The sequence below is a fragment of the Ferribacterium limneticum genome, assembly GCF_020510585.1.
GTDB lineage: Bacteria > Pseudomonadota > Gammaproteobacteria > Burkholderiales > Rhodocyclaceae > Azonexus.
On the sequence record NZ_CP075190.1, the window covers coordinates 4,094,821 to 4,118,213 of the forward strand.

The 23,393-nt window shown below is 62.1% G+C and carries 18 protein-coding genes; 5 read left to right on the forward strand and 13 right to left on the reverse strand.

What is annotated here, in order from left to right; all coding sequences use genetic code 11:
- Positions 1-38 precede the first annotated feature (38 nt).
- From KI613_RS19580 to KI613_RS19600, 5 genes are read right to left on the reverse strand one after another with little or no spacing between them, the layout of a single operon-like run.
- Complete coding sequence (locus KI613_RS19580; RefSeq protein WP_226402646.1) at positions 39-5,546, reverse strand: Hpt domain-containing protein; 5,508 nt, start codon at positions 5,544-5,546, stop codon at positions 39-41.
- Between the two features lie 42 nt (positions 5,547-5,588).
- Positions 5,589-7,703: a methyl-accepting chemotaxis protein gene (locus tag KI613_RS19585; protein WP_226402648.1), complete on the reverse strand. Its 2,115-nt coding sequence runs from the start codon at positions 7,701-7,703 to the stop codon at positions 5,589-5,591.
- A gap of 38 nt (positions 7,704-7,741) precedes the next feature.
- Positions 7,742-8,254, reverse strand: coding sequence for a chemotaxis protein CheW (locus KI613_RS19590; protein ID WP_226402650.1), 513 nt, complete (start codon positions 8,252-8,254; stop codon positions 7,742-7,744).
- A gap of 5 nt (positions 8,255-8,259) precedes the next feature.
- Entirely contained in the window at positions 8,260-8,625 is a 366-nt protein-coding gene (locus tag KI613_RS19595; protein ID WP_226402652.1) for a response regulator transcription factor, read from the reverse strand.
- A gap of 14 nt (positions 8,626-8,639) precedes the next feature.
- On the reverse strand, positions 8,640-9,014 hold the full coding sequence (locus KI613_RS19600; RefSeq protein WP_226405783.1) for a response regulator: 375 nt from the start codon (positions 9,012-9,014) through the stop codon (positions 8,640-8,642).
- A 223-nt stretch (positions 9,015-9,237) separates the two neighbouring features.
- On the opposite strand from KI613_RS19600, the gene thiD reads away from it, so the two are divergent.
- The 5 genes from thiD to KI613_RS19625 all read left to right on the forward strand — a co-directional run bounded on the left by thiD (position 9,238) and on the right by KI613_RS19625 (position 15,150).
- On the forward strand, positions 9,238-10,107 hold the full coding sequence (gene thiD, locus KI613_RS19605; RefSeq protein ID WP_226402654.1) for a bifunctional hydroxymethylpyrimidine kinase/phosphomethylpyrimidine kinase: 870 nt from the start codon (positions 9,238-9,240) through the stop codon (positions 10,105-10,107).
- The gene (gene thiE / locus KI613_RS19610; protein ID WP_226402656.1) at positions 10,097-10,729 is read left to right on the forward strand and encodes a thiamine phosphate synthase; all 633 of its coding nucleotides are present in this window, start codon (positions 10,097-10,099) and stop codon (positions 10,727-10,729) included. Before thiD ends, thiE begins: the two co-directional genes overlap by 11 nt.
- A complete protein-coding gene (gene hemL / locus KI613_RS19615; protein WP_226402658.1) occupies positions 10,726-12,009 on the forward strand; it encodes a glutamate-1-semialdehyde 2,1-aminomutase in 1,284 nt (427 codons plus the stop codon). Before thiE ends, hemL begins: the two co-directional genes overlap by 4 nt.
- Positions 12,006-12,344: a quaternary ammonium compound efflux SMR transporter SugE gene (gene sugE / locus KI613_RS19620; RefSeq protein WP_226402660.1), complete on the forward strand. Its 339-nt coding sequence runs from the start codon at positions 12,006-12,008 to the stop codon at positions 12,342-12,344. Before hemL ends, sugE begins: the two co-directional genes overlap by 4 nt.
- A 175-nt stretch (positions 12,345-12,519) precedes the next feature.
- A complete protein-coding gene (locus KI613_RS19625) occupies positions 12,520-15,150 on the forward strand; it encodes a chemotaxis protein CheW (protein WP_226402662.1) in 2,631 nt (876 codons plus the stop codon).
- Here the strand turns inward: KI613_RS19625 and mgtE are convergent.
- The 8 genes from mgtE to KI613_RS19670 form a co-directional block, all read right to left on the reverse strand.
- On the reverse strand, positions 15,131-16,573 hold the full coding sequence (mgtE, locus tag KI613_RS19630) for a magnesium transporter (protein ID WP_226402664.1): 1,443 nt from the start codon (positions 16,571-16,573) through the stop codon (positions 15,131-15,133). The genes KI613_RS19625 and mgtE overlap by 20 nt on opposite strands.
- A 94-nt stretch (positions 16,574-16,667) precedes the next feature.
- The gene (gene mtgA, locus KI613_RS19635; protein ID WP_226402666.1) at positions 16,668-17,363 is read right to left on the reverse strand and encodes a monofunctional biosynthetic peptidoglycan transglycosylase; all 696 of its coding nucleotides are present in this window, start codon (positions 17,361-17,363) and stop codon (positions 16,668-16,670) included.
- Complete coding sequence (gene aroE / locus KI613_RS19640) at positions 17,360-18,184, reverse strand: shikimate dehydrogenase (protein ID WP_226402668.1); 825 nt, start codon at positions 18,182-18,184, stop codon at positions 17,360-17,362. Before aroE ends, mtgA begins: the two co-directional genes overlap by 4 nt.
- Positions 18,181-19,077: an energy transducer TonB gene (locus KI613_RS19645; protein WP_226402669.1), complete on the reverse strand. Its 897-nt coding sequence runs from the start codon at positions 19,075-19,077 to the stop codon at positions 18,181-18,183. Before KI613_RS19645 ends, aroE begins: the two co-directional genes overlap by 4 nt.
- Positions 19,074-20,975: a ribonuclease catalytic domain-containing protein gene (locus KI613_RS19650; RefSeq protein WP_226405784.1), complete on the reverse strand. Its 1,902-nt coding sequence runs from the start codon at positions 20,973-20,975 to the stop codon at positions 19,074-19,076. Before KI613_RS19650 ends, KI613_RS19645 begins: the two co-directional genes overlap by 4 nt.
- Before the next feature lie 7 nt (positions 20,976-20,982).
- Positions 20,983-21,552, reverse strand: coding sequence for a YqiA/YcfP family alpha/beta fold hydrolase (locus tag KI613_RS19655; RefSeq protein WP_226402671.1), 570 nt, complete (start codon positions 21,550-21,552; stop codon positions 20,983-20,985).
- Complete coding sequence (locus KI613_RS19660) at positions 21,537-22,361, reverse strand: undecaprenyl-diphosphate phosphatase (RefSeq protein WP_226402673.1); 825 nt, start codon at positions 22,359-22,361, stop codon at positions 21,537-21,539. The genes KI613_RS19655 and KI613_RS19660 overlap by 16 nt, the downstream gene beginning before the upstream one ends.
- A 457-nt stretch (positions 22,362-22,818) precedes the next feature.
- Positions 22,819-23,358: a Spy/CpxP family protein refolding chaperone gene (locus KI613_RS19670; protein WP_226402675.1), complete on the reverse strand. Its 540-nt coding sequence runs from the start codon at positions 23,356-23,358 to the stop codon at positions 22,819-22,821.
- Positions 23,359-23,393 lie beyond the last annotated feature (35 nt).

Below are 23,393 nucleotides of genomic sequence, written 5' to 3' on the forward strand. Positions count from 1 at the left end.
GTTGACCGTGGCATTCCACGGTCAACCGGAAATTCAGGCTATTTTTTGCAATAACCGGCCACGATGCCGAGCAACTCGGCTTCGTCATACGGCTTGCCGAGGTAGTGATTGGCACCGATTTCCAGCGCGTAATTGCGGTGCTTGTCAGCCGTCCGCGAGGTGATCATGACCACCGGCAACGACCGCAGGCGAGCATCGGCGCGCAAGTTGCGAACCAGATCGAAGCCATCCATGCGCGGCATTTCGATGTCGGACAGGATGACATCCGGCGTCACCTCGACCAGTTGCTCCAGCGCATCGACGCCATCCTTGGCCAGTATGACCTGATAGCCCTCACGCATGAGCAGGCGGCTGGTGATCTTGCGCACGGTCAGCGAATCGTCGACCACCATCACGGTCGGCAAGTGGGCCACTTCCGTCATCACCGGCGGCAGCATGGTGGGCACGGCAGTATGCACGCTGGAAACGGTCGTCCGGCTGGCCAGCGCGACCGGGTTGAGGATCAGCACAACCTTGCCGTCGCCGAGCACTGTGGCACCTGAAATACCGACGACGCGGGCGAGCTGGGCGCCGATATTCTTGACGACGACTTCCTGATTGCCCTTGAGTTCATCGACCAGGATACCAACCCGTTGCGAACCCGAGCGCAAGAGCAGCACCCAGTACTGGCGATGCGCTTCCGGCACAGCCTCCGTGTCGCCGAGCAGGTGCGGCAGGAAATGGAAGGGGTAGCGATTGCCCTGCCACTCGATCTCGCTTTTTTCGCGAATGGCGGCGAGCGCCTTTTCCTTCATTTCCTTGACCTGTTCGATCATCGTCGACGGCACTGCATAAAGATGGCTGCCGACACGAACGAGCAAAGTCTGCGTTACCGCCAGCGTGAGCGGCAGGTAAAGCAGGAAGGTGGTGCCCTGACCGGGCTGCGACTGAATTTCGATGCGGCCGCCAATTTCGCCGACCTCGGTTTTCACGACGTCCATGCCGACGCCGCGGCCGGACAACTGGGTCACTTCGGAGGCCGTCGAGAATCCCGGCTGGAAGATGAAATCAAACAGCGTCTTTTCATCGGCCGCCTGCCCCGGCGGGAGCAGGCCCATGGCTTCGGCGCGCGCGCGGATGCGGGCAAGATCGAGCCCCTTGCCGTCGTCGCTCATGGCCAGAACGATTTCGTTACCTTCCTGCGACAGCTTGATGATGATTTCACCAGCCTCGGCCTTGCCGGCGGCCAGGCGCTCGTCACGGCTCTCGACACCGTGCGTCACGGCATTGCGCAGCATGTGTTCGATCGGCGCCAGCATCTTGTCGAGCACCGAACGGTCGATATCGACCTGTCCGCCGACGATATCGAGATTGGCCCGCTTGCCGACTTCCTTGGCGGTCTGCCGGACGATGCGGTAGAGACGTTCGGTCTGGCTGGCGAACGGCACCATGCGGACGCCCATGAGCTCCTGCTGCAGGCTGCGGTTGAGGCGCGACTGGGCGAGAATCGCCGCGTTGGCATCGTCCAGATTCTTGAGCAAGCTTTGCTGAACGGTTGCCACGTCGTTCACCGACTCGGCCATGAAGCGGGTCAGCTCCTGGAAGCGCGTGAAGCGGTCAAGTTCGAGCGGGTCGAAATCAACCTCGCTGTCCGGCGTCTGGGCGACGCGGGCCTGAATCTGCGATTCAGCCTGAATTTCGATTTCGCGCAACTGGCGGCGCAGACGAATGACGTTTTCTGTCAGTTCGAGCAATGAGCCCTTCAGGCTGCGCATTTCGCCTTCGATCCGGGTACGGGCAATCGACAGTTCGCCCGCCTCGCTGACCAGACGATCGATAAGATCGGCGCGGACGCGCAACGTTGCTCGCTGACCGCCAGCCTCGGCATCCGCCTCGGTTTCAGCAGCTGGCGATTGGCCTTCGGCCGAAAGCGTCTCGGCGGCCACTTCTGGCGCCTCTGCAACAACCTGCTCCTGAGGACCGGCGCGCAGACGCTCGACGGCCTGGTCGAGCACATCGCAGCCACTTTCGATTTCGTCGATGAAGGCTGGCGTCACGTGGCCGGCGCGCAGCATTTCTTCAAGCCGGGCTTCGAGCTGGTGGGTCGCTTCGCCGAGATTCATTGCCCCGGCCATGCGCGCACTACCCTTGAAGGTGTGCAACAGTCGGGCAATCGCATGCGGCGCCGCATCACCGGCCAGATCGCTGCGCCAGGCACGGACCTGAGTGGTCAGGTCGCGCGTCAGATCGACGGCTTCCTCAAGGAAGATCGGCAGCAGTTGTTCGTCGAGTTCGTCGTTCAGTTGCGGCAACACGGGTGCCGGCATGACCTGGACCGACTCGGTCACTGTCTCGGCAACTTCGGCCGCTTTGCCCGGAAGTTCGATGATCTCGGCACCGGCCGGTAGCGCCTCCTCAGCAGGCTGGGTGGCATGGAGGAAGACATCTTCCAGCGCCGCGATCAACTGCACCTGCTCGTCCGGCGAGCGCTGCAAGGCCAGCCCGGCAAACATTTCTTCGAGCGTGATGATGGCCTGACGAACGGTTTCAATGCCTTCGATACTTTCCGCCTGCCCCGAACCATCACGCCGCAACAAGGCGTGTTCAAGGGCTATGGCCAGCCGATTGAGCGGCATCAGGCCTACCGTTGCCGCAATGCCACCCAGGGTATGGGCGGCACGGGTCATTTCGAAGGTGGTCGGCGCCGATGGATTGGCATCGATAACTGCGTAACTCTCAACCAGCGTCTGCAGATGGCCGCGGGCTTCTTCGCGGAATATGTCGTAAAGCGTCGGCGACTCGCTGGCCGGCGGCACGGACACATTCGAAATTTGCTCGTTTTCCGGCGTTGACCGTAGCACAGCGTCTTCCGGCTCGGCCAGAATCTCTGGCTCCTCGGGCAAGGCCAGAATTTCGATCTCTTCAGACTCCGAGACCGGCTGATCGACATCCTCCAGGGTGCTTTCGAGTTCTGGCAGTTCGATGGCGAAGTCGGGCGCTTCTTCAGCTACCAGAGGGGCCTCTTCAAGCAAGGCGGCAGGCTCTTCAGGTGATTCGAGCTGTTCTTCGAGCAATGCCGGGGTTTCTTCCGGCAGTTCGGGCACCGGCACTTCGACGAGCTCACCAACCGGCGGTGCTGCCTCAACTATCGTTGCCGGTGTTTCTTCAAGCGTTACTGCCACCGGGACATCGACGCCACGCAGGCGTGCCGCCAGAGCGACCAAAGCCGTCGGGTCGGGAGCCCGGCCCTGACCCGACTCGAGATGAACGACCCACTCGGCAAACAAGGCATGAGCTTCCTCGATCATGCGCTGGAGATCAGGCGTTACCGCCGTATCCTGGCGCAGCCAGAGGTTCAGTGTCTGCTCCAGCTCCCACGCCGCTTCGCCGAGATCCTTGAGGCCGACCATCCGGCCGCTACCCTTCAGGGTATGCATGGACCGGCGAACAGTGGTCAGCGCCTCGACGTTATCCGGGGTGGCAGCCAGCAAGGCTTTCTGCTCAGCGATGGTGGCCAGCACTTCGTTGGCTTCTTCGAGGAAGATAGCCAGCAGTTCGGCGTCGATCTCTTCGTGGGTCGATTCGGCCAGTTGCAGGGTGGCAGCGGAAGGCGCCGGCGCATCGGGCGCCAGGGGCATGAGCCCGGACAAAGCGGCATCGAGCTCGACACCGGACTGCAAGGCAGCCAGCGCCGCCTTGGCTGACTCGCCAAGTTCACGGTTGGCGACAAGGTCGGCATCCTTCTGGATGTCCTGCAGATTTTGCTTGAGTTCATCGTGCAGCCGGGCATCTTCCGGTGCTTCCTTGAGCGCATCGGCAAGAACCTGCATGTCGCGCGCCTGCTGGACCAGGAGCGCCTCGACCGTCGGCGCCGCAGCAGCTTCCGCTTCCGGCACCGGCTCGTCGGAAACGTCGCCACTCATGCGACGCACAAAAGCATCGAAATCGGTTTCGCCGTTTTGCAGGGAATCCACAAAGAAGCCGAGCAGAGACAACTGGTCGGCAACTGCTTCGAAGTCCTCGCTGGCCGGCAGATAGTCTGGCTGGGCGAATCGATGGATGCTCGCCGCGCATTCCTTGAGGCTGTTGACCGCGCCAAAATGGCCAAGCATGGCCAGCGCCCCGCTGATTTGCTTGATCGGATTGTCAAGCTGGAGGAGGTCGTGTGCCTTGGCCGGATCGCGGAAGAATCCGTCGAGCGCCTGTTCGATCTGGGCCAGATTATTCTGGATTTCCCGGCCAACCTGACCGATCAGCAGTTTTTCCTGAGCTCGCCGGGTCATCTCGTCGAGCAGCGGGATACCCTCGTCGGCCGCCGGCCGGCCGGCAATGCAAGCGTAGAGACGGGCAACCATGAGGTCGACTTGCTGGGCAAAATCGGTGCCCAGACGCCGGAAATTTTCCTGCGCATTCTGCAGCAGCAGGATAGTGGTGGCCACTTCCATGGCCACCGCATCGTTGAAGCGAGAAGTGTCTTCGGACAGCCAGTTGGCGACTGCACCGAGCCCCTGACCAAGGCGCTTGAGATCGGTCTGGCCAATTTCCTCGGTCAACAAGGCGCAGTTGCGCGCGTTGTCGGCAAAGCCGGCCAGGCTGCCCGTATTGCCAGTACAAAACCGGTTCCATAACTCTTCGGCTGCCGTCAGCGTCTCACGCAACTTGCGTAATTCACCGTGATGCGGCAACTGTGCGACCTGGGAAGCCGCGCTCGGCAGCAGATCGGCCAGGGCAAAAACCGACTGCACCTCGGCGATTTCCGGGCTCAGATCAGCCGGGGCCTGGGCGATGTAATAAAGGGATTCGCGCAGAACTCGCTCGGCCACATTGTTCGAGCCGCCAACCAGACGCCGGATCTGAGCGTCTATGCGGGAACAAAGCTGGCGCGACGATGGATCAGCACCAAGCACGGGATCAGCCAGCGCTTCAAGGACACCGAGGGAAATCCACCAGAAGGAACGCGCGGCCGGTGTCGGCTGGACGGCCTCGATCTCGGCGATCGCCTCGCGCATCATGCGGCGACCGGTTTCAGCATCGGCCGGGTCGCGCAACCAGCGCAGCAGACCTTTCTGGAATTGCATCCGCTTGACCTTGAGCGTGCGCAGCAGCTCGTCGGAATCAAGGATGGGAACGTCGCCCTCGCGTTTTGGCGGACGACGCGAGAGATCGGGATAAAACAGATCGCAGGGATGGGCGCCGGGCAGGCCGCGAGCTGCCTCCAACTCTTGGTAGACCGGCAGCAGTACGAGCGGATGGTTGGGCTCTCCAGCCATCAGGTCATCGAGATACTGGCGCAGGGCACTCAGGGTCTGACGCAGAACAGTGACCGCTGCGTCCCCGGACGGCAGTCGATCATCCTCCATGCCGGCGAGCAAGGCCTCGGTGGCTTCGGTCAGCAGCGTGACGCCTTCCAGGCCCACCATGGCCAGCGCGCCATGCACCTGGTGAACATGGGTCCGACAGAACTTGAGCTGCGTCCGGTCGGCGCTCGCGACATACTCGTCGAGCGCCTGCTCGGCGCGCTGCAAGGCCAGATCAATTTCGCCCTTGACCCACGTCAGCGGGCCCAAATCAAATTCCGTTGCCGCGTTCATAATCTCTCGCGATTATCGTCAGTCGACCTTGAAGCCGGCGACCGAGCCCTTCAATTCGGAAGCCAGCGCGGTCAGTTCATCGACCGCCTGCGCTGTACGCTGCGTACCGGCCGTTGTCTGTTCCGTAACGTGCAGGATGTCCTGCATCAGGCGCGCCACCTGGGTGGCCGAATCCGCCTGATTCTGGGTTGAGGTGGAAATGCTCTGAATCAGGTCGGCCAGATTGCGCGACACGTCGCCGATCTCGGACAGCGCCTGACCGGCCGCATCGGACAGCTTGGCCCCTTCGACTACACCGCGGGTCGACTGTTCCATGGCGGACACAGCATCCTGTGTGTCTGTCTGAATGGTCTTCACAATCGCCGCAATCTGTTTCGTTGCCTCGCCGGAACGTTCGGCCAGCCGCTGCACTTCCTCGGCAACCACTGTAAAACCGCGCCCGGCATCGCCGGCCGAGGCGGCCTGAATGGCAGCGTTGAGCGCCAGCACGTTGGTCTGCTCGGTAATGTCGGAAATCAGTTCCACGATTTCACCAATTTCCTGCGAGCTTTCACCAAGGCGCTTGATGCGCTTCGAGGTTTCCTGAATCTGGTTGCGAATTTCGTTCATGCCCTTGATCGAATCCTGCACAGCCTGCGTACCCTTTTCAGCGGCCTGCAGCGACTGCCGGGCAACCTGGGCTGACTCCGTCGCGTTGCCGGAAACCTCGGACATCGAACGGGCCATTTCCAGAGCCGACTGACCTGCCTCCTGAATTTCCGAGGATTGGCGTTCGGCCGCGTCGAGCAGTTCGGCCGAGGTCTGGCGGGCGATTTCGGTTGCCGCAGTCACGCGGTTGGCCGCATCGTTGATACGACCGACCAGCACGCGGAGCTCTTCAATGGTGTAGTTGATCGAGTCGGCGATGGCCCCCGTGATGTTTTCACTGACGGTCGCGGTAACGGTCAGGTCACCGTCGGCTAGGTCGCCCAGTTCGTTCATCAGCCGCAAAATAGCGTCCTGATTTTCGCGGTTGGTCTGCTCCGAGGCGTGACGCTGGTCTTCCGCATCTGCGGCGCGACGCCCGGTATCGTCAAGATAAATCTTGGCCAGCAAGGCCAGCGTGGCCAATGCAATCAAGGTCAGCGCGATCAGCAGCACGATATACATGCCGCGTTCAGCCAGGCCCTGCTGATAACCCACGGCGAGTTCGTCGGTTGCTTTCAGCAAATCCTCGCTCTCGCGGAAAATCCGCGAACCGGCCTGCTTGGAAAGGACCAGCGGCTGCATGTTGCCGAGAATGCTGGCAATTGCGCCCTGATACTCCTTGAAGGCCACCTCCAGATTGTCGAGCTTGCTGCGACTATCGGCATCGTTGCCGCCCTTGCTCAGGGCGCCCAGGATATCGCGGAAAGCGTTGGTATCCTTGCCGAGCAGGAAGGCTACTTCCGGATTGATTTCATCACCGACGAGCAGGGCCGAGGCGTTTTTGGCGATGCGCTGGGTGAGCATGACCAGCTGGTTGGACGAGGCAATGTCGCGCGAAGATGCGCCGCCCTGGAGCTTCAGGGTAGCCAACTGCTCGGTCAATTCAAGCATCGCCGAATTCTTGTTATCGATGGTCGCGACGTTCTTGCCCAGTGCCACGAGGTTAGCCTCCTGGGCAATCACCGTTTCGGCGTCCTTGTCGGTCGTCGCCCAGCGCTCCCCGAGGGCTTCAAGCTGCGGACGAACACTGTCGGGCGAAGGCGGAACGCTGACATTGCCGATTTCGCCACCATTCGAGAGCTGATCGAAAAGTTTGCCGAAGGTTTCGCGTGACTCTTTCAACTGCGTAAAGGCCACAGCATTGCCCTGCAGGGCCAGTGACGACGCTTTGGCCAGCCGCTGGGACAACATGCGCATTTCGCCCGAGGCCGCGATGTAAGCCGTGTTGTGGGTCGACTCACGGTTGTCGTGAAAAACCAGGCCGGCAATCAGCAGGAGCAGGGCGATGAAGATACCGCCCAGTATCTTCATCTGCTGCACGACGGGCTGACCGGCGAGGAAAGCAGGCAACGGCATTTTGCCCGGAAGCATATCGGCCGAAACGGTCATCTGGGATGATGCCCCACCGACACCTGCAATCTTCGGAAGCTTGAAACTGAAAGCCATGGAAATCCTCCACTTGGGGTAGGGGCGAAAGCCCTCTGTTAAACCCCGATATTCATGAAATCCTGATCGGCGAGCAGTTCGCGCACCGAAAGCTTGTGCCAGACTTTTCCCTGCGTATCGGCAAAACGCTGCCTGCCCCAGGCCGGCATCGAAGCATCGGCCGGTTCGACAGTGAAATCATCGGGGTTTTTCAGGCCAAGCATGCGCGAAACGAGAAGCGCTGCATTGACGCCGTGGCGGGCACCGATCAGCAGCAAGCGGGCGTTGGCATTCTGGACGATGGGCGGGCCACCGCGAAAAAGCGAAAAGTCGCTGACCGCATGCAGGTTGCCGCGAATATTGGCGATCCCGGCAAACCACGGGCGGGTCATGGGGACCGGCGCCAGCAGAGAGGCCTGAACGATCTCTCCACCGTCTGACAGATCAACCAGCCAGGATTCGCCACCGGCCTCGACACCCAGCCAGGACGACGACCCCTTACCCTTGGCCGCATTGCTCAGACGCGTCGCCAGATATTCCTGAAAATCACGAAGACTGGTTTTCCGGGCCATCTGGATTACGGCAGCGCGGCGATTCGTTGCAGCAATTGCTCCGGATTTAACGGCTTGACCAGGTAGTCGACTGCACCCTGGCGCAAGCCCCAGATCTTGTCGGTTTCCTGCCCCTTGGTGGTACAGACAATGATCGGGATATTTTTGGTTTCTTCATCGCGGGTCAGGGTGCGCGTTGCCTGATAGCCGTTCAGCCCTGGCATCACGACGTCCATCAGAATCAGATCGGGCTTGCTGGCCTTGGCCTTGGCGATCCCCTCCTCGCCATTTTCTGCAGTGGTCACCTGATAGCCGGCCTTGGTAAGCATATCGACGGTAAAAAATCGCTCAGTGGGCGAATCGTCGACAACGAGGATATTCTTTACGGGCATGTGCTCTCCCTGAGCTACGTATTGGATTCTGTCTCGGCCGGCAAGGCAAACGTGGCGACCGTTTGCAGCAGACTGTCTTTTGTGAATGGTTTGGTCAGGTACTGGTCGGAGCCGACCATGCGACCGCGCGCCCGGTCAAACAGGCCGTCCTTGGACGAAAGCATGATGACCGGCGTGGCCTTGAATTTGGGATTCTTCTTGATCAGCGAGCAGGTCTGATAGCCGTCGAGACGCGGCATCATGATGTCGCAAAAGATGACGCTGGGTTGATGGTCGGCGATCTTGGCCAGCGCATCGAACCCGTCTTCAGCCAGGACAACCTGACACCCCGCCTGCACGAGAAATATCTCGGCGCTGCGCCGTATCGTATTGCTGTCGTCGATGACCATGACCCTGACGCCGCGCAGTCTGGATAAATCAGCCACTTTCCCTGTCCCCTGTGCCTCTGACGGAGGCGTTATCGGTGCATCATACTACGGAAGTATTACGGCGAGGCAATGCCTATAACAGTGTCACAGCTTTCCGATGAGCACTTCGGCCACCTCGAGATTCGGATAAAATCGCGGCCATCTTACCCAATTCCCTTCGCTCCCGCCAAGGGCGCGAATAACAATGAATTCCACCACCCCCACGCCGCCCTGTCCACCGATGGTGCTGGTCTTTTCGGCCAGCGACCCGTCAGCCGGCGCCGGCATGCAGGCCGACATACTCACTTTGGTCAGTCTTGGCTGCCATCCGCTCAGCGCCCTGACGGCGCTGACCGTACAGGACACGGTGGGCGTGCAGAGCGTACAGGCGGTCAGCGCCGAGTTGCTGGAGCAGCAGGCGCGAACGGTTCTCGAGGACATGCCGGTGGCCGCCTTCAAGATCGGGATGCTGGGCAGCGTCGAGAACGTCATTGCGGTGGCCGAAATCATTTCGGACTACCCGGAAATCCCGGTGATCTTCGACCCGGTGCTTGCTTCCGGGCGGGGCGACGAGTTGTCGAGCGAGGAGGTTATTTCGGCGATCCGCGAAATGTTGCTGCCGCAAACCACCTTGCTCACCCCCAACGCGCCGGAAGCGCGGCGACTGGCCGAAAGCGACGAGGACGAAGGCGAGCCGTCGATCGACGTCTGCGCCCAGCGCCTGATCGAAATGGGGGCGCAGTATGTGCTGATTACCGGCACGCATGAAAACACTCCGAACGTCGTTAACACGCTTTACGGCGCCGAGGGAGAGATTCGGCACGACCAATGGGAACGCCTGCCAGGCAGCTACCACGGTTCCGGTTGCACGCTGGCTTCGGCCATTGCCGGCTGCATTGCCGGAGGAGCCAGCATGGAAGACGCCGTGCGCGATGCCCAGGATTACACGTGGCAAGCCTTGGCCGCCGGCTTCCGGGCCGGCATGGGGCAGTTCATCCCGGACCGCTTTTTCTGGGCTCGCGGCGACGATGACGAGGCCGAAAAAAAAGATGGAGCCAAGACCAATGGGGCATAAATTGCGCGGCCTTTACGCCATAACCCCGGAATACGAAGATGGGACTCGCCTGCTGAGCGAGATTGAAGCCGCCCTGGCCGGCGGTTGCCGCATCGTTCAATATCGCGACAAAACCAGCGCGATGCCCGAATGCGTCACCCGCGCCCGGGCGCTACGCGAACTGACCCGCCGCTTCGGCGCAAAACTGCTGATCAACGACGATCTGGCCCTGACCGTTCTCGTCGGAGCCGACGGCGTACATCTGGGCAAGGATGACGGCAACCTCATGGCGGCCCGCGCCATGCTCGGTCCAAATCGCATTCTCGGCGCCTCGTGCTACGCCGACTTGGCTGCCGCGCAGGCAGCTGCGGCGGCCGGAGTCGATTATGTCGCCTTCGGAGCCGCCTATCCGTCACCGACCAAACCGAACGCCCCACTCGCCGGAACCGATTTGTTTTTTGCGGCAAAAACCCGGTTGACCGTAGCAAGCTGCGCCATCGGCGGCATCACGCTCGATAATGCCCCACCGCTCATCGCCGCTGGCGCCGACCTGCTCGCCGTCATCACCGACTTGTTCAGCGCCCCCGACATCACGGCGCGCGCTACCGCCTATCAACGTCTTTTCGAGGAAACCCAGTCATGACCTCACGCAACCAGCAACTGTTCGAACGTGCCCAGCGCCACATTCCGGGCGGCGTCAATTCGCCCGTCCGCGCCTTCCGCTCGGTCGGCGGCACACCCTGTTTCTTCCAGAAGGGTGTCGGCCCCAAGGTGCAGGACGCGGACGGCAAGTGGTACACCGACTACGTCGGCTCGTGGGGCCCGATGATCCTCGGCCACGCCCATCCGGACGTCATCGCTGCTGTTCAGGCTGCCGTCGTCGATGGCCTGTCGTTCGGCGCGCCGACCGAGAAGGAAGTCGATATCGCCGACCTGCTCTGCGAACTGGTCCCGTCGATGGACATGGTGCGTCTGGTTTCCTCCGGCACCGAGGCAACGATGAGCGCCATCCGCCTGGCCCGTGGCCACACCGGCCGCGACGTCCTGATCAAGTTTGAAGGCTGCTACCACGGCCATTCCGACGGTCTGCTGGTGAAGGCCGGCTCGGGCCTGCTGACCTTCGGCAACCCCTCGTCGAGCGGCGTCCCGGCTGGCGTGGCCGAGAACACCATGGTCCTGACCTACAACGATCCGCAGGAACTGGCCGAGGCGTTTGCCAAGCATGGCGACAAGATTGCCGCCGTCATCGTCGAACCGGTGGTCGGCAACATGAACCTGATCGCCCCGACCCAGGCCTTCCTGAATGCCATGCGCGAGCTGTGTACGAAGAACGGCTCGGTGCTGATTTTCGACGAAGTCATGACCGGTTTCCGTGTCGGCCTGAAGAGTGCGCAGGGACTGTTTGGCATCACGCCCGACCTGTCCACTTTCGGCAAGGTGGTTGGCGGCGGCATGCCGCTCGGCGCCTTTGGCGGCAAGCGCGAGATCATGGAACAGATCGCACCGCTCGGCCCGGTCTATCAGGCCGGCACGCTGTCCGGCAATCCGATCGCCACGGCGGCCGGGCTGGCCACTTTGAAGCTCATTCAGACGCCGGGTTTCTACGAAGCATTGACGGCCAAGACCAAGGCGCTGTGCGACGGTCTGGTCGGCGCTGCGAAGAAGCACGGCGTCGCCTTCTCCGCCCAGAACATCGGCGGCATGTTCGGCCTCTATTTCGCCGAAAAATGCCCGGGCACCTACGACGAAGTGCTGGCCTGCGACAAGGAAGCCTTCAACCGTTTCTTCCACGCCATGCTCGACGCCGGCCATTACTTCGCGCCGTCAGCCTTTGAAGCCGGCTTCGTCTCGGCGGCCCATTCCGACGCCGACATCGCAGCGACCATCGCTGCTGCCGACGCCTACTTCGCCACGCTGAAGTGAGTTCGGGTTCTGCCTGGCTGATCCTGTTCATCGCCGGCCTCTGCGAGGTCGGCTGGGCGGTCGGGTTGAAATACACCGAGGGCTTCAGTCGCCTGTGGCCGTCAGTCGCGACGCTGGTGGCGATGACGGCCAGCGTTGTCCTGCTCGGCTGGTCGCTCAAAGTGCTGCCGCTGGGCACGGCCTACGCCGTGTGGACGGGCATCGGCGCAGTTGGCACGGCGATCCTCGGCGTCTTCCTGTTCGGCGAATCGCGCGAGGTGCTGCGCTTCGTCTGCATCGGCCTGATTGTCGCCGGCATTGTCGGTCTCAAACTGGTGACGCCGGGTTCACCCTGAGTTGGCGCACTGCCGCGGTGCCCGCCATGATGGCTGAATGCCAAAGGCACCCAATTGGTGCACCAGTTTGGCACCACCCGCTGAAATTCGGCATTTAGCACGGCCGGCACCCTTTTTGCTGTACTGCAACATCCTCCAGGATGGTCACCGTACATTGCAAAAAGGGAGAGTTAGCATGAGCAAGCGCATTGGATCACGTTCGAAAAACACCCTCGATTATCTGTCCGGCTTCATGGGAGGGCTGCGCGCCGACCAGAAGCGCCTGACCGAAATCCAGTCGACCTACGACAACCTGAGCCTGCTCGGCCAACTGCTCTGCTCCGGCACCGATATTTCCCGCATGCGCGAGGATTTCAACGAACTGGCCAGCCAGTTGCTCGACCAACTGGCCCGCGAGCACTACCAGAAAGCCGCCCTTAACCTCGACTCTTGCGCCCGGGTGGCCATCGACATCCTGACCCGCAACCTGTTCGAGCGCACAGCCGATATCGGCTTTCTGGCCAGCGATGCCGAAATCCGCACCTTCGCCGAGGCGACCGAAGCCGTGCCAGCCGCCGGCTTGGCGGCTGAACGCCAGGCCTTGCAGGCGCATTTCGCCGAATATGTGCGCAAATACTCCGTCTACCACAACATCATCCTGCTCTCACCGACCGGCGAGGTGCTGGCCCAGCTAGATGAAGGCAACCCCGTCGTCCGCTCGGCCGACCCTTTGCTCGAGGAAGCACTCACTACCGAGCAGGCCTATGTCGAAGTGTTCCGCCCGACCGATCTGCTGCCCGGCGAAACCAGCCCGTTGGTCTATGCCTATCGCGTCATGGCCACCGACGGTAGCCGGCCGCTCGGCGTGCTGTGCCTGTGCTTCCGCTTCCAGGACGAGTGCCGGCGGATTTTCGACAGCCTGATTGGCGAAGACGAGTGGACGGTAATTACCCTGCTTGACACGCAGGGCCGAGTCATCGCCAGCAGTGACCCCTACCAGTTTCCGGCCGGGGTCCGGCTGGAGATTGTGGACGATGCTGCCTGCCGGGTGGTCCGTTTCGCCGGCCGCGAATACCTGGCAACCAGCCGGCCAACCCAGGGCTACCAGGGCTACGCCGGGCCGGGCTGGGTCGGTCACGCGCTGGCCCCGCTCAATCATGCCTTCGAGATGGCCGAGGCGCACGAACTGGAGCAGGTGCCGGAAGATTTTCTCGATGGCGTGCTGGAGACCAGCACCCTGTTCAGCCCGGAACTGCGCAATATTCCGCTGCGCGCCACGAGCATCCAGCACGAGTTGAACCGCGCCGTCTGGAACGGCTATGTCTGGCTGGTGCGCGATGCGCTGGCCGCCCAGAATGCCGACTTCGCCAAAGTGTTGCTGCGCGAAATCGGCAGCACCGGCGTGCGCACCCACCAGGTGTTCAGCGAATCGACCGGCAGTCTGTACAAGACCGTGGTGTCATCAGCGTTGTCCACTTGCACGCGGCAGGCGGCACTGGCCATCGAACTGATGGACCGCAACCTTTACGAACGGGCCAACGACTGCCGCTGGTGGGCGCTGACCCGCAGTTTCCACGAGGAGCTGGCTCAGGCCGACCCGCACGACAAGGCACAGCGCCAGCGGCTGACCGAAGTGCTGCGCCGGATCAACGGCCTGTACACCGTCTACAGCAACCTGATCCTGTTCGACCAGAGTGGCCGCGTGCTGGCCGTCTCCAATCCGGCCTACCAGGACTGGCTGGGCAAAATACTCAGCGAAGGCTGGGTGCGGCCGGCCCTCGGCCTGGCCGACACGCAGAGCTATAGCGTGTCCGGCTTCGAGCCGAGCGCGCTGTACGACAATCAGTCCACCTACATCTATGCGGCTGGCGTGCGCGCTGCCGATGACGAGCCGGTCGGCGGCATTGCTGTCGTCTTCGATGCCACGCCGCAGTTTCGCGCCATGTTGCACGATGCGCTGCCACGCCGGCCAGACGGTCAGCCGGTGGCCGGCGCCTTTGCCGTGTTCGCCGGACGCGACGGCCGGGTCATCGCCGCAACCGACCCCGAATTGCCGCCAGGCAGCCGGCTGATGATCGGCTACGAGTTTTTCAATCTGCACGCGGGCGACAGCTGCACCAATGTAGTCATCTACAACGGCTGCTATTACGCCGTCGGCTCGTCGATGAGCGCCGGCTACCGTGAATACCAGGGAGCCGGCGACAGCCAGCGCGGCGGGGTCGTGGCTCTGGTCTTCTCGCCGCTATCGGATCGCATCGTCGACGCCGAACAGTTGACGGTGCGCCGCGATACGCTGGTCGATACTTACGCCCGGCGGCCGCTGGCGGCTGCCGTCGACAGCGTCGATATCGCCTGTTTTTATGTCGGCAGCAACTGGTACGGCGTGCGTTCCAGCCATGTCGTCGAAGCCGTCGACACCGACCGCCTGACCCCGTTGCCCGGCGTCTCGGAGTCTCTCTTCGGCTGCCTGATGTACCGCGACCAGGCAATCAGCGTATTCGACTTGTCGGCCATCCTGTCGTCGCGCCTGCCGGCGACCGAGCGCCGCCGGGCGAACAGAGCCGGCAAGCAGCAGATCGTCGTTCTCCAGGTGCCGGAACAGAAGGCCCGATTCGGCATCCTGGTCGACCACCTGGGCGCCGTCAGCGAAATTCCGGCAGCCCGCATCGAAGCACTGCCCGGCATGTTGAGCGAGGGTAATTCGCCGATCGAAAGTCTGGTCAAGCCGCATGCCGACGACTCCGAGCGCCGCATCTTGATGGTGCTCTCCACCGATCGCATGCTGCACCGCCTGGGTGGCAGCAGCCTTACATCAGGAGCAGCGTAGCCAGCCCGAGAAAGATGAAGAAACCGCCGGAGTCGGTCAGCGCGGTGATCATCACCGAACCGCCCACCGCCGGATCGGCTCCGAACTTCTGGCGCAACAGCGGAATACCAACACCAGCCGACGCCGCCAGCAGCAGGTTAAGTGTCATTGCCGAGGTCATCACCAACCCCAGCTTGACGCTGCCGTAGAGCCACCACGCGGCGATGCCGAGCAGGCTGCCCCAGATCAGGCCGTTGATCGTCGCCACGCCCAATTCCTTGCGCAGCAGGCGACGCATGGCATCGGGCTGGACCTGACCCATGGCGATGGCGCGGACGATCATGGTGATCGTCTGGTTGCCCGAATTGCCGCCGATGCCGGCGACAATCGGCATCAACGCGGCGAGCGCCACCAGTTTTTCAATCGAATCCTCGAACGCGCCAATCACCCGCGAGGCAACAAAAGCGGTGACCAGATTGACCGCCAGCCAGGCCCAGCGGTTTTTCACCGAGTCCCAGACCGAGGCGAAAATGTCTTCTTCCTCGCGCAGACCGGCTTGGGCCAGTTGCTCGTGCTCGGCTTCTTCCCGGATGTAATCGACGACCTCATTGACTGTCACGCGGCCGACGAGCCTGCCTTCCGGGTCGAGCACCGGCGCCGAAACGAGGTCGTAACGCTCGAAGGCCTTGGCCGCCTCTTCGGCGAGGTCGTCGGGCTCGAACTCGACAAAGTCGGTCTGCATCAGCGTCGCCACATCCACGTCGACTTCGTTGACCAGCAGGATGTTGAGCGGCAGCACACCTTTCAGGTGCTCGTTGCGATCAACCACGAAAAGCTGGTCGGTATGATCGGGAAGTTCGTCGAAGCGGCGCAGATAACGCAGCACGACTTCCAGCGAAACATCCTCGCGGACGGTCACCATGTCGAAGTCCATTATCGAGCCGACCGACTCTTCGGGATAGGACATCGCGGCGCGCAACTGCTCGCGCTCTTCAATCGGCAAACCCCGGAAGACGTCGTCGATAACGCCCTGCGGCAAGTCGGGTGCGAGGTCGGCCAGTTCGTCGGCATCGAGCGTTTCGGCGGCGGCGACCAGCTCGGTGCGCTCCATCGAGTCGATCAGGGTTTCCCGAACGGCGTCCGACACTTCGAGCAGGATTTCGCCTTCGAGCTCCGGATTGACCAGCCCCCAGACAATCAGGCGCTCGTCCTGTGGCAAAGCTTCGAGGATGTAGGCGATGTCGGCCGGATGCATCGGCTCGAGGCGGGCCTGCAGCGCGTTCAGATGCTGCTTGTGCACCATGTCCTCGACCAGATCGTGGCGCGGCCCTTCCTGCCGGTGCACCAACTCCTCAACCAGCTTGTGCCGGGCGAGCAGGGTCTGCACCTCGGCGAGGCGCTCCTGCAAGTCTTCGGTATCGGTCAGCTGGGCTTCTTCGCTCATGGTGCGGCGCCGCAAAAGGTGGGGCATTTTAGCACCGGGCGAAGAGCCGGGTTCCGACAAAATTACTGCGGAAAACCCCTATTCCGGCAATATTTCACGGCGCCTCGGCGCCCGGCATACGGCCCAGAATGATCGCCGTCTTGCGCCCCAAACCGGGCGCGTTGCGATTGCGGTCGTAAAAGCGCGGATTCGGCACCATACCGGCCAGCCGCGCCGCCTGTTCCGGCCCAAGCTGGGCGGCGCTGGCGTTGTAATAGTGGCGAGCTGCCGCTTCGGCGCCGAAGACACCGTTGCCCCATTCGATCACGTTGAGGTAAACCTCGAGGATCCGCCGCTTGCTCCACAGGTTTTCCAGCATCAGCGTGATGATCGCCTCTTCGGCCTTGCGGAAATACGACTTGGTCGGCGTCAGGAACAGGTTCTTGGCCAGTTGCTGGCTGATGGTCGAGCCACCGGCGGCGAAACGCCCCCGCTTCTGGTTCTTTTCTATCGCTTTTTGCATGCCTTCCCAGTCGAAGCCTTCATGATCGACGAACTTGGCATCCTCGGCCGAGATAATGGCGCGCTTGAGATGAATCGAAATCCGTTCATACGGCACCCACTGTTTTTTGAGCTGAGCCTCAGGCATCTTCTGGCGCAATTCGGCCAGACGAATTTCCATGAAACGGGTTTCGCCGGGGTTCATCCAGCTCCAAAGCAACACCCAACCAAGCAGCCACAACTGCCAGACCAGGAACAACCCGAGCAAACCCAGGACGGCCCATTTCAACCAGCGGCCGACGACTTTCATGCCGCTAGTTTGGCTCTCAGGTCAGCCAGCACCTGAGCGCTAGCTGGCCGCACGCCGCGCCAAACGAAAAATGCCTCAGCGGCCTGTTCGACCAGCATCCCCAGACCATCCGCCCGCTGCGCTGCACCCTGCTCGCGGGCCAAGGCCAGAAAAGGCGTTTCGCCTTTGCCGTACATCATGTCGTAGGCCAGACTGCCCGGCGCGAAGATTGCCGGGGGCAAAGGCAAGCTTTCGCCGGAAAGGCTGGCAGAAGTTGCGTTAACGACCAGATCGAAGCTGTTACCAGCGGTTTTTGCGAAATCACCGGCGTTAACTGTAGCAATGTCGGCAAACGACGCCGCCAACCCGACAGCTTTTTCGGCACTGCGATTGGCGATGAACAGCGAAGCCGGCTGTTCAGCCAGCAGCGGCGCGATCACGCCGCGCGAAGCACCGCCGGCGCCGAGCAGCAGGATGCGTTTGCCGGCCAGCGAAAAGCCGAGGTTATGCGTGATGTCGCGAACCAGCCCGGCGCCATCGGTGTTGTCGCCGAAAATCTCGGCACCGTTGAAGGCCAGCGTGTTGACCGCCCCGGCCCGCGCCGCGCGCTCGGACAGACGCGTCACCAGGCGAAACGCCTCCTCCTTGAATGGCACCGTGACATTCGCCCCCTTGCCACCCGCCGCAATAAATTCGGAAATCGCATGTTTAAAGCCGTCGACCGCAGCAAGGCGGGCTTCATAGACCAGATCCTGCCCGCTTTCGGCCGCAAAGGCAGCATGAATAGCCGGCGATTTCGAATGGGCAATCGGATTGCCAAAGACGCAGTACAGATCGCTCATTTGTTGGCCGTGTTGAGGGCGTCGCCCTGCGTGAAATACCAGGTCCGGGCAAAGGACAATACAGTCGCCCCGCCCAATGCCTGCTGCGGAATGGCGCCGAAGGGCGCCGACATCCGGAGGATGCGCAACGCCGCCTGATCGAGAATCTTGTGCCCGGACGAACGCGAAATCTCCGCGCTGTACAGACTGCCATCCTCGGCCCGCAGTTCGACAAAAATCACCACCGCGCCGTAGAGCTTGCCGCGCGCTTCGGGCGGATAGTTCAGCGTGCCGATGCGCTCAATTTTCTGTTTCCAGGCATCGAGGTAGGCGGCCAGGCCGTATTCCTCAGTCCGCGCGCCGACAAATTTCTTGCGCGGCCGTTTGCTGTACTCGTCCGCCGATTTGCTGATCTCGCCCTCGAGACGGGCCATGGCCCGGGCCGATTCGGCAAGATCAAGCCCGCTGACCACCGGCACCGCGGGCGCCGGCTGTTCGCTGCTTGTCGTTGCTGTGGCAATGTTGCGCAGACTCTTCGCCTGCGTGAGCAACCTTTGCTGGGCGGTTTCCAGTTCCTGTACGCGGCGCTGCATCTGCTGGATGGCGTCGCCGTCGTTCTTTTGCGGCGAAGGCGGCAAGGGTGTCTTGGCCCGCCGGTTTTCATCGGTATTGCCACCACCATCGAGATTGGCCTGCGCCAGCGCCTGGGCGTCGGTCGGCTTGCGCGAGGATTTGGCATTGACCAAGATGATGTCCATGGCCTTTTCGCGGAAGGCTTGGGAAGCATCCGGAAACGTAAAGTGCAGGGTTAACACCAAGGCATGAAACAGAACAGAGATGCCCAACGCAATCCACAAGCGGCGATCTTGCTTCGCCGCGCGGGCTACGCGCAGGGACGGTCTCTTTTTTTTCACTGCTCCTCACTCTCCGTGGCGTCGGCCAGATTGTTCTCGCCAAGCAGGCTCAGGAAACGGCAACTCACTTCGGGCGCCAGCAGATCAAGACTTTCAATGGCCAGACGCACGCGCTGCCCGGCGACCAGATCGGCCGGCAGGGAAGGCACGCGCAGCAACAAGGGCAGATGGTCGAGCTTGACGCTCTGCTCGCGACGCACAGTCGCCTCAATCTCGCTCAAACCATGCTGCTGGATCCAGCGCAGGCACCAGTAACGCTCCATCTGGCGCTGGAAATCGGCGTAGGCGGCGTAAGTCAGCTCGAAATCGCGCATTGCACCGAACAATTCGGCTGATTTTTGGGCAAAAGCCGGCGTTTCGCCCTTCAGACAGGCAATTAGCTGCCATTGATTGACCATATCGCAGTAACGACGCAGCGGCGAGGTCATCCAGGCGTATTGCGGCACGCCGAGGCCTTCGTGCGGCAGCGGCGAGGTCGTCATGCGGACCTTGCCCTGCGTCTGGGCACGGTACAGGCAGGCGATGTTCTTCTCGGCGAGCAGGCCGCCCCAGGTTGAGTTGGCGACGATCATCAGTTCGGCGACCAGCTTGTCGAGCGGGCTGCCGCGTTTGCGCTCGGAAATTTCGACGGTGCAGCTGTCCGGATCGGCCAGATCGCCGCCGATTTCAAAGTTGTAGTCGTTGATGCCCTGCATCGCCGACGGCTTGCCGCGCCGGCCTTCGCAGGCGTTGGCGAAATGCCAGAGGTGCACCAGTTCGTCCTTGAACGGCTGGTCGGGCAGCGGGCCATTGATCGTTTCGGCGTTGAACCACGGCTCGATTTCGTGGTGGCGCAGGTTGGCGGCGATGTGCACCATTTCCAGCCGCGATTCGTGGCTGAGGATTTCCAGCGACTCATTGACCGTCAGGTAGAGCGACACCGCCGGGCAATCGACACCACCGGCCAGCGTGTAGTTCTGGACCACGGCGTCGGGCAGCATGGTGATCTTGTTGCCGGGCATGTAAACCGTCGACAGCCGGGCGCGGGCGATGCCGTCGAGCGGCGAGCCATGCGCGATGGCCAGACCCGGCGCTGCGATGTGGATGCCGATGCGCGAACCGATACCGGGCAGTTTGACGACCGACAGCGCGTCGTCGATTTCGGTGGTGTTGGCGTCGTCGATCGAGAAGGCGCGGACATCGGCCCGCGGCAGATCGCGCGGCAGTTTCGGCGCCTCAAGGGCCGGAAACGCGACGCCCTTCGGGAACTGTTCGTGCAGGAAACGGCGGTAATGCAGGAAGTAGGGCGACTTGATGGCGCCGCACTTGAAGAGCATTTGTGCCGCCGTCAGGCCGGTTTCGGCACAAGCCGTCTCGAAGGCCTTGGTTTCCGGTTTGTTGCGGTCCGGCGCGTAGAGCAGGGCGTCGGTCAGCGCGCCAATTTCCGGCGGCAGGCGGAATTCCTTCAGCTCGCCAATCCAGCCTTCCATCGCGAGCGCTTGCTGACGCTTTTTTTCAAGGCTGGCCAGAGCAGCTGCGAGAATGTCGGCAGGCGCCTTGCGGAAGCGGCCCTTGCCTTTGCGGTGGAAATAGACGGGCGCGGCGTGCACGGCAAGCAGCACCGCCGTCGCTTCGAGCGGACTGGGCTCGTGTCCGTAGTAATCACGGGCAAAATCAAGAAACGAAAATTCGCCATCGTTCACGCACTCCCAAAGGAATTCTGCTTCGATTTCTTCGGCCAGCGGCGTTGCCTGATCGAGCAAGGCTGCCGCCGACGGTTTCTCGAAACGCAGCAACACCGTTGCGGCCTTGATCTTGCTGCGCTTGCCGCTCGGCATTTCGACCTGCAACGAACTGTCGTTGTCGGCCATGATGTTGCCGGCCTTGAAGCCGCCATCTTCTTCAAACAATACATTCATCGACGGATTATAGCCCAGCGTATTCAATGATTTGCGGCACGAAGCCGGGAAATTGCGTGAAGCCATGTTCACCGCCCGGCAACACCGTTTGCCGGCAGCCGGCGTAGAAATCCACGGCCTGCCGGTAATCCAGCACTTCGTCGCCGGTTTCGGCCAGCAGCCAGTAGCGCTCGGGCGTCGGTTGCCTTACCTGGGCTTTCAGCTGCGCGGCGTGCGCTGCGGTGAAGGTGAAACGCTCGCCGCTATGGAAGTTGGCGTGGTCGCCGACGAACAGTGTCAAGTCCAGCCGGTCAACCACGGCCGGGTTGATCAGCACGGCGTTCACGCCGTATTTTTCGGCCAGATGGTTGGCATAGTGGCCGCCCAGCGAACTGCCGATCAAGGTGACCGGCCCACCGGCCTGTTCGATCAGGCGGCTGACACTGGCCACCGCCTCATCGGGCACCCACGACAGTTGCGGGCAGACGAACTGCGCCGCCATGCCGCGCCGCGCCATTTCCTCGGCCAGCAACTGCGATTTCCACGAGGCCGGCGACGAGCAGAACCCGTGCAGGTAAAGGATCAGCCCGCGGTCCATTGCACCCAGCCGAAGTGGGCGGTCATCAGGACAACGATGCCGAAGACGATGCGATACCACGCGAAGGGCGTGAAATCGTGGCTGGAAATGAAGCGCAGCAGCCAGCGCACGCAAAGGAAAGCTGAGACAAAAGCGGAAATGAAGCCGACCACCCACATGCCGATATCGTCGGCGTTGAGCAGGGCGCGTTCCTTGTAGAGCTGATAGACGGTGGCTGCGCCGAGCGTCGGGATGGCGAGGAAGAAGGAAAACTCGGTCGCCGCCTTGCGCGACAGGCCGAAGAGCAGGCCGCCGATGATCGTCGCGCCGGAACGCGAGGTGCCGGGAATCAGCGCCACGGCCTGGGCGAAGCCCATTTTCAGGGCGTCGAGCAGGGTCATTTCCTCAACCGTCTGGACGCGGATGGTGTGCTCGCGCTTCTCGGCCCACAGAATGACGAAGGCGCCGAGGATGAAGGTGGTGGCGACGGCAATCGGGTTGAACAGATTGGCCTTGATGGCCTTGCCGAAAGCCAGCCCGAGGATGGCCAGCGGCAGGAAGGCGACGAACAGGTTGAGGATGAATTTCTGCGCTGCCTTGTCGCTGAAGGCACCACGCGCCACGACGAGCAGACGCTCGCGATACTCCCAGACGACAGCCAGAATGGCGCCGGACTGGATGACGATCTCGAACAACTTGCCACGATCATCGTTGAAATCTAGCAGATCGCCGGCCAGAATCAGGTGGCCGGTCGACGAGATCGGCAGGAATTCGGTCAGCCCTTCGACGACGCCGAGGATGAGGGCTTTGAGGAGAAGAATCGGGTCCATGGGGTGCAGCCTGCGCTTGTGCCAAGTTGGGGAGGCCGCATTCTACTATCCCGGATGTGTCAAAACTTCGAGTTCGGCCAGCCAATTGAGCGCATGCTCGCGGGATAAGCCGCACATCTCGGCCGACGCTTGCAGGCCAGCGCAGCAATCCGGCCGCTCCGGACTAGCGAAAATCAGGCAGCGAAATTCGCCATCGAGATGCCGGCATGGCACCCCCGCCGGCTTGTTCAGCGAACTGATCGACGGCGCAATGCAACAGGCGCCGCAATTGGGGCGGCAGGCCATCGGCAACGGAACGGCGGGGCAAGGCTTTTCGGACATGCCCGATTGTCGCAGATTCGGCTTATCCGTTCGGCGCCGATGACTTCCACGGTCAACCGGGCTTGCTACGGTCAACCGTAAAAAACGGGCAAAAATGAAATGGGGGCCAGCGGCCCCCAAGTGTCAAATAACCAAATTAACGACCGGCCGGCTTGGCAGCATCAGCCGCAGCGCCGCGCGGACCATCGCCACGGCCGCGCGGCCCGCGCTCTGTCGGCTTCGTTTCAGCCGACTGCTTGCGCTGCTCCGGCGTCAGTACCTCGAATACCTGACGGTCAGCCTTGGCCCGCGCCAGCGTCATTTCCGACATCGCCTTCGCCGCCTCGTCGGCCAGCGCGCGCGCCTTGGCTTCGCTGTAATCCGGCGCAGAGGTCAGCGCCCGCAGATCGGTTTCGGCCTTGCGCAGGGCCTTGGCCTTGTCGCGCATCACCGGCGCTTGCGCATGCATGATCTCGAACACCTTGTCCTGCTGCGCCTCGGTCAGGTTCAAGGCACGCAGATGCGGCGGCATCATGTTGCCGCCCATCATGTGATGGCCCGGCCCGCCATGCGCTTCCATACCGCAGCCTGCATGATCGCCGTGACCACTGAAGGCCACCGCGGAAAGCGGAATGGCCAAAGCCACGCTGGCGGCAATCAGGAAACGTTTGATATGGGTATTCGGGGTAGTTTTCATCTCTGCATCCTCTTGTTCAAATTAGCCGGCCCAAG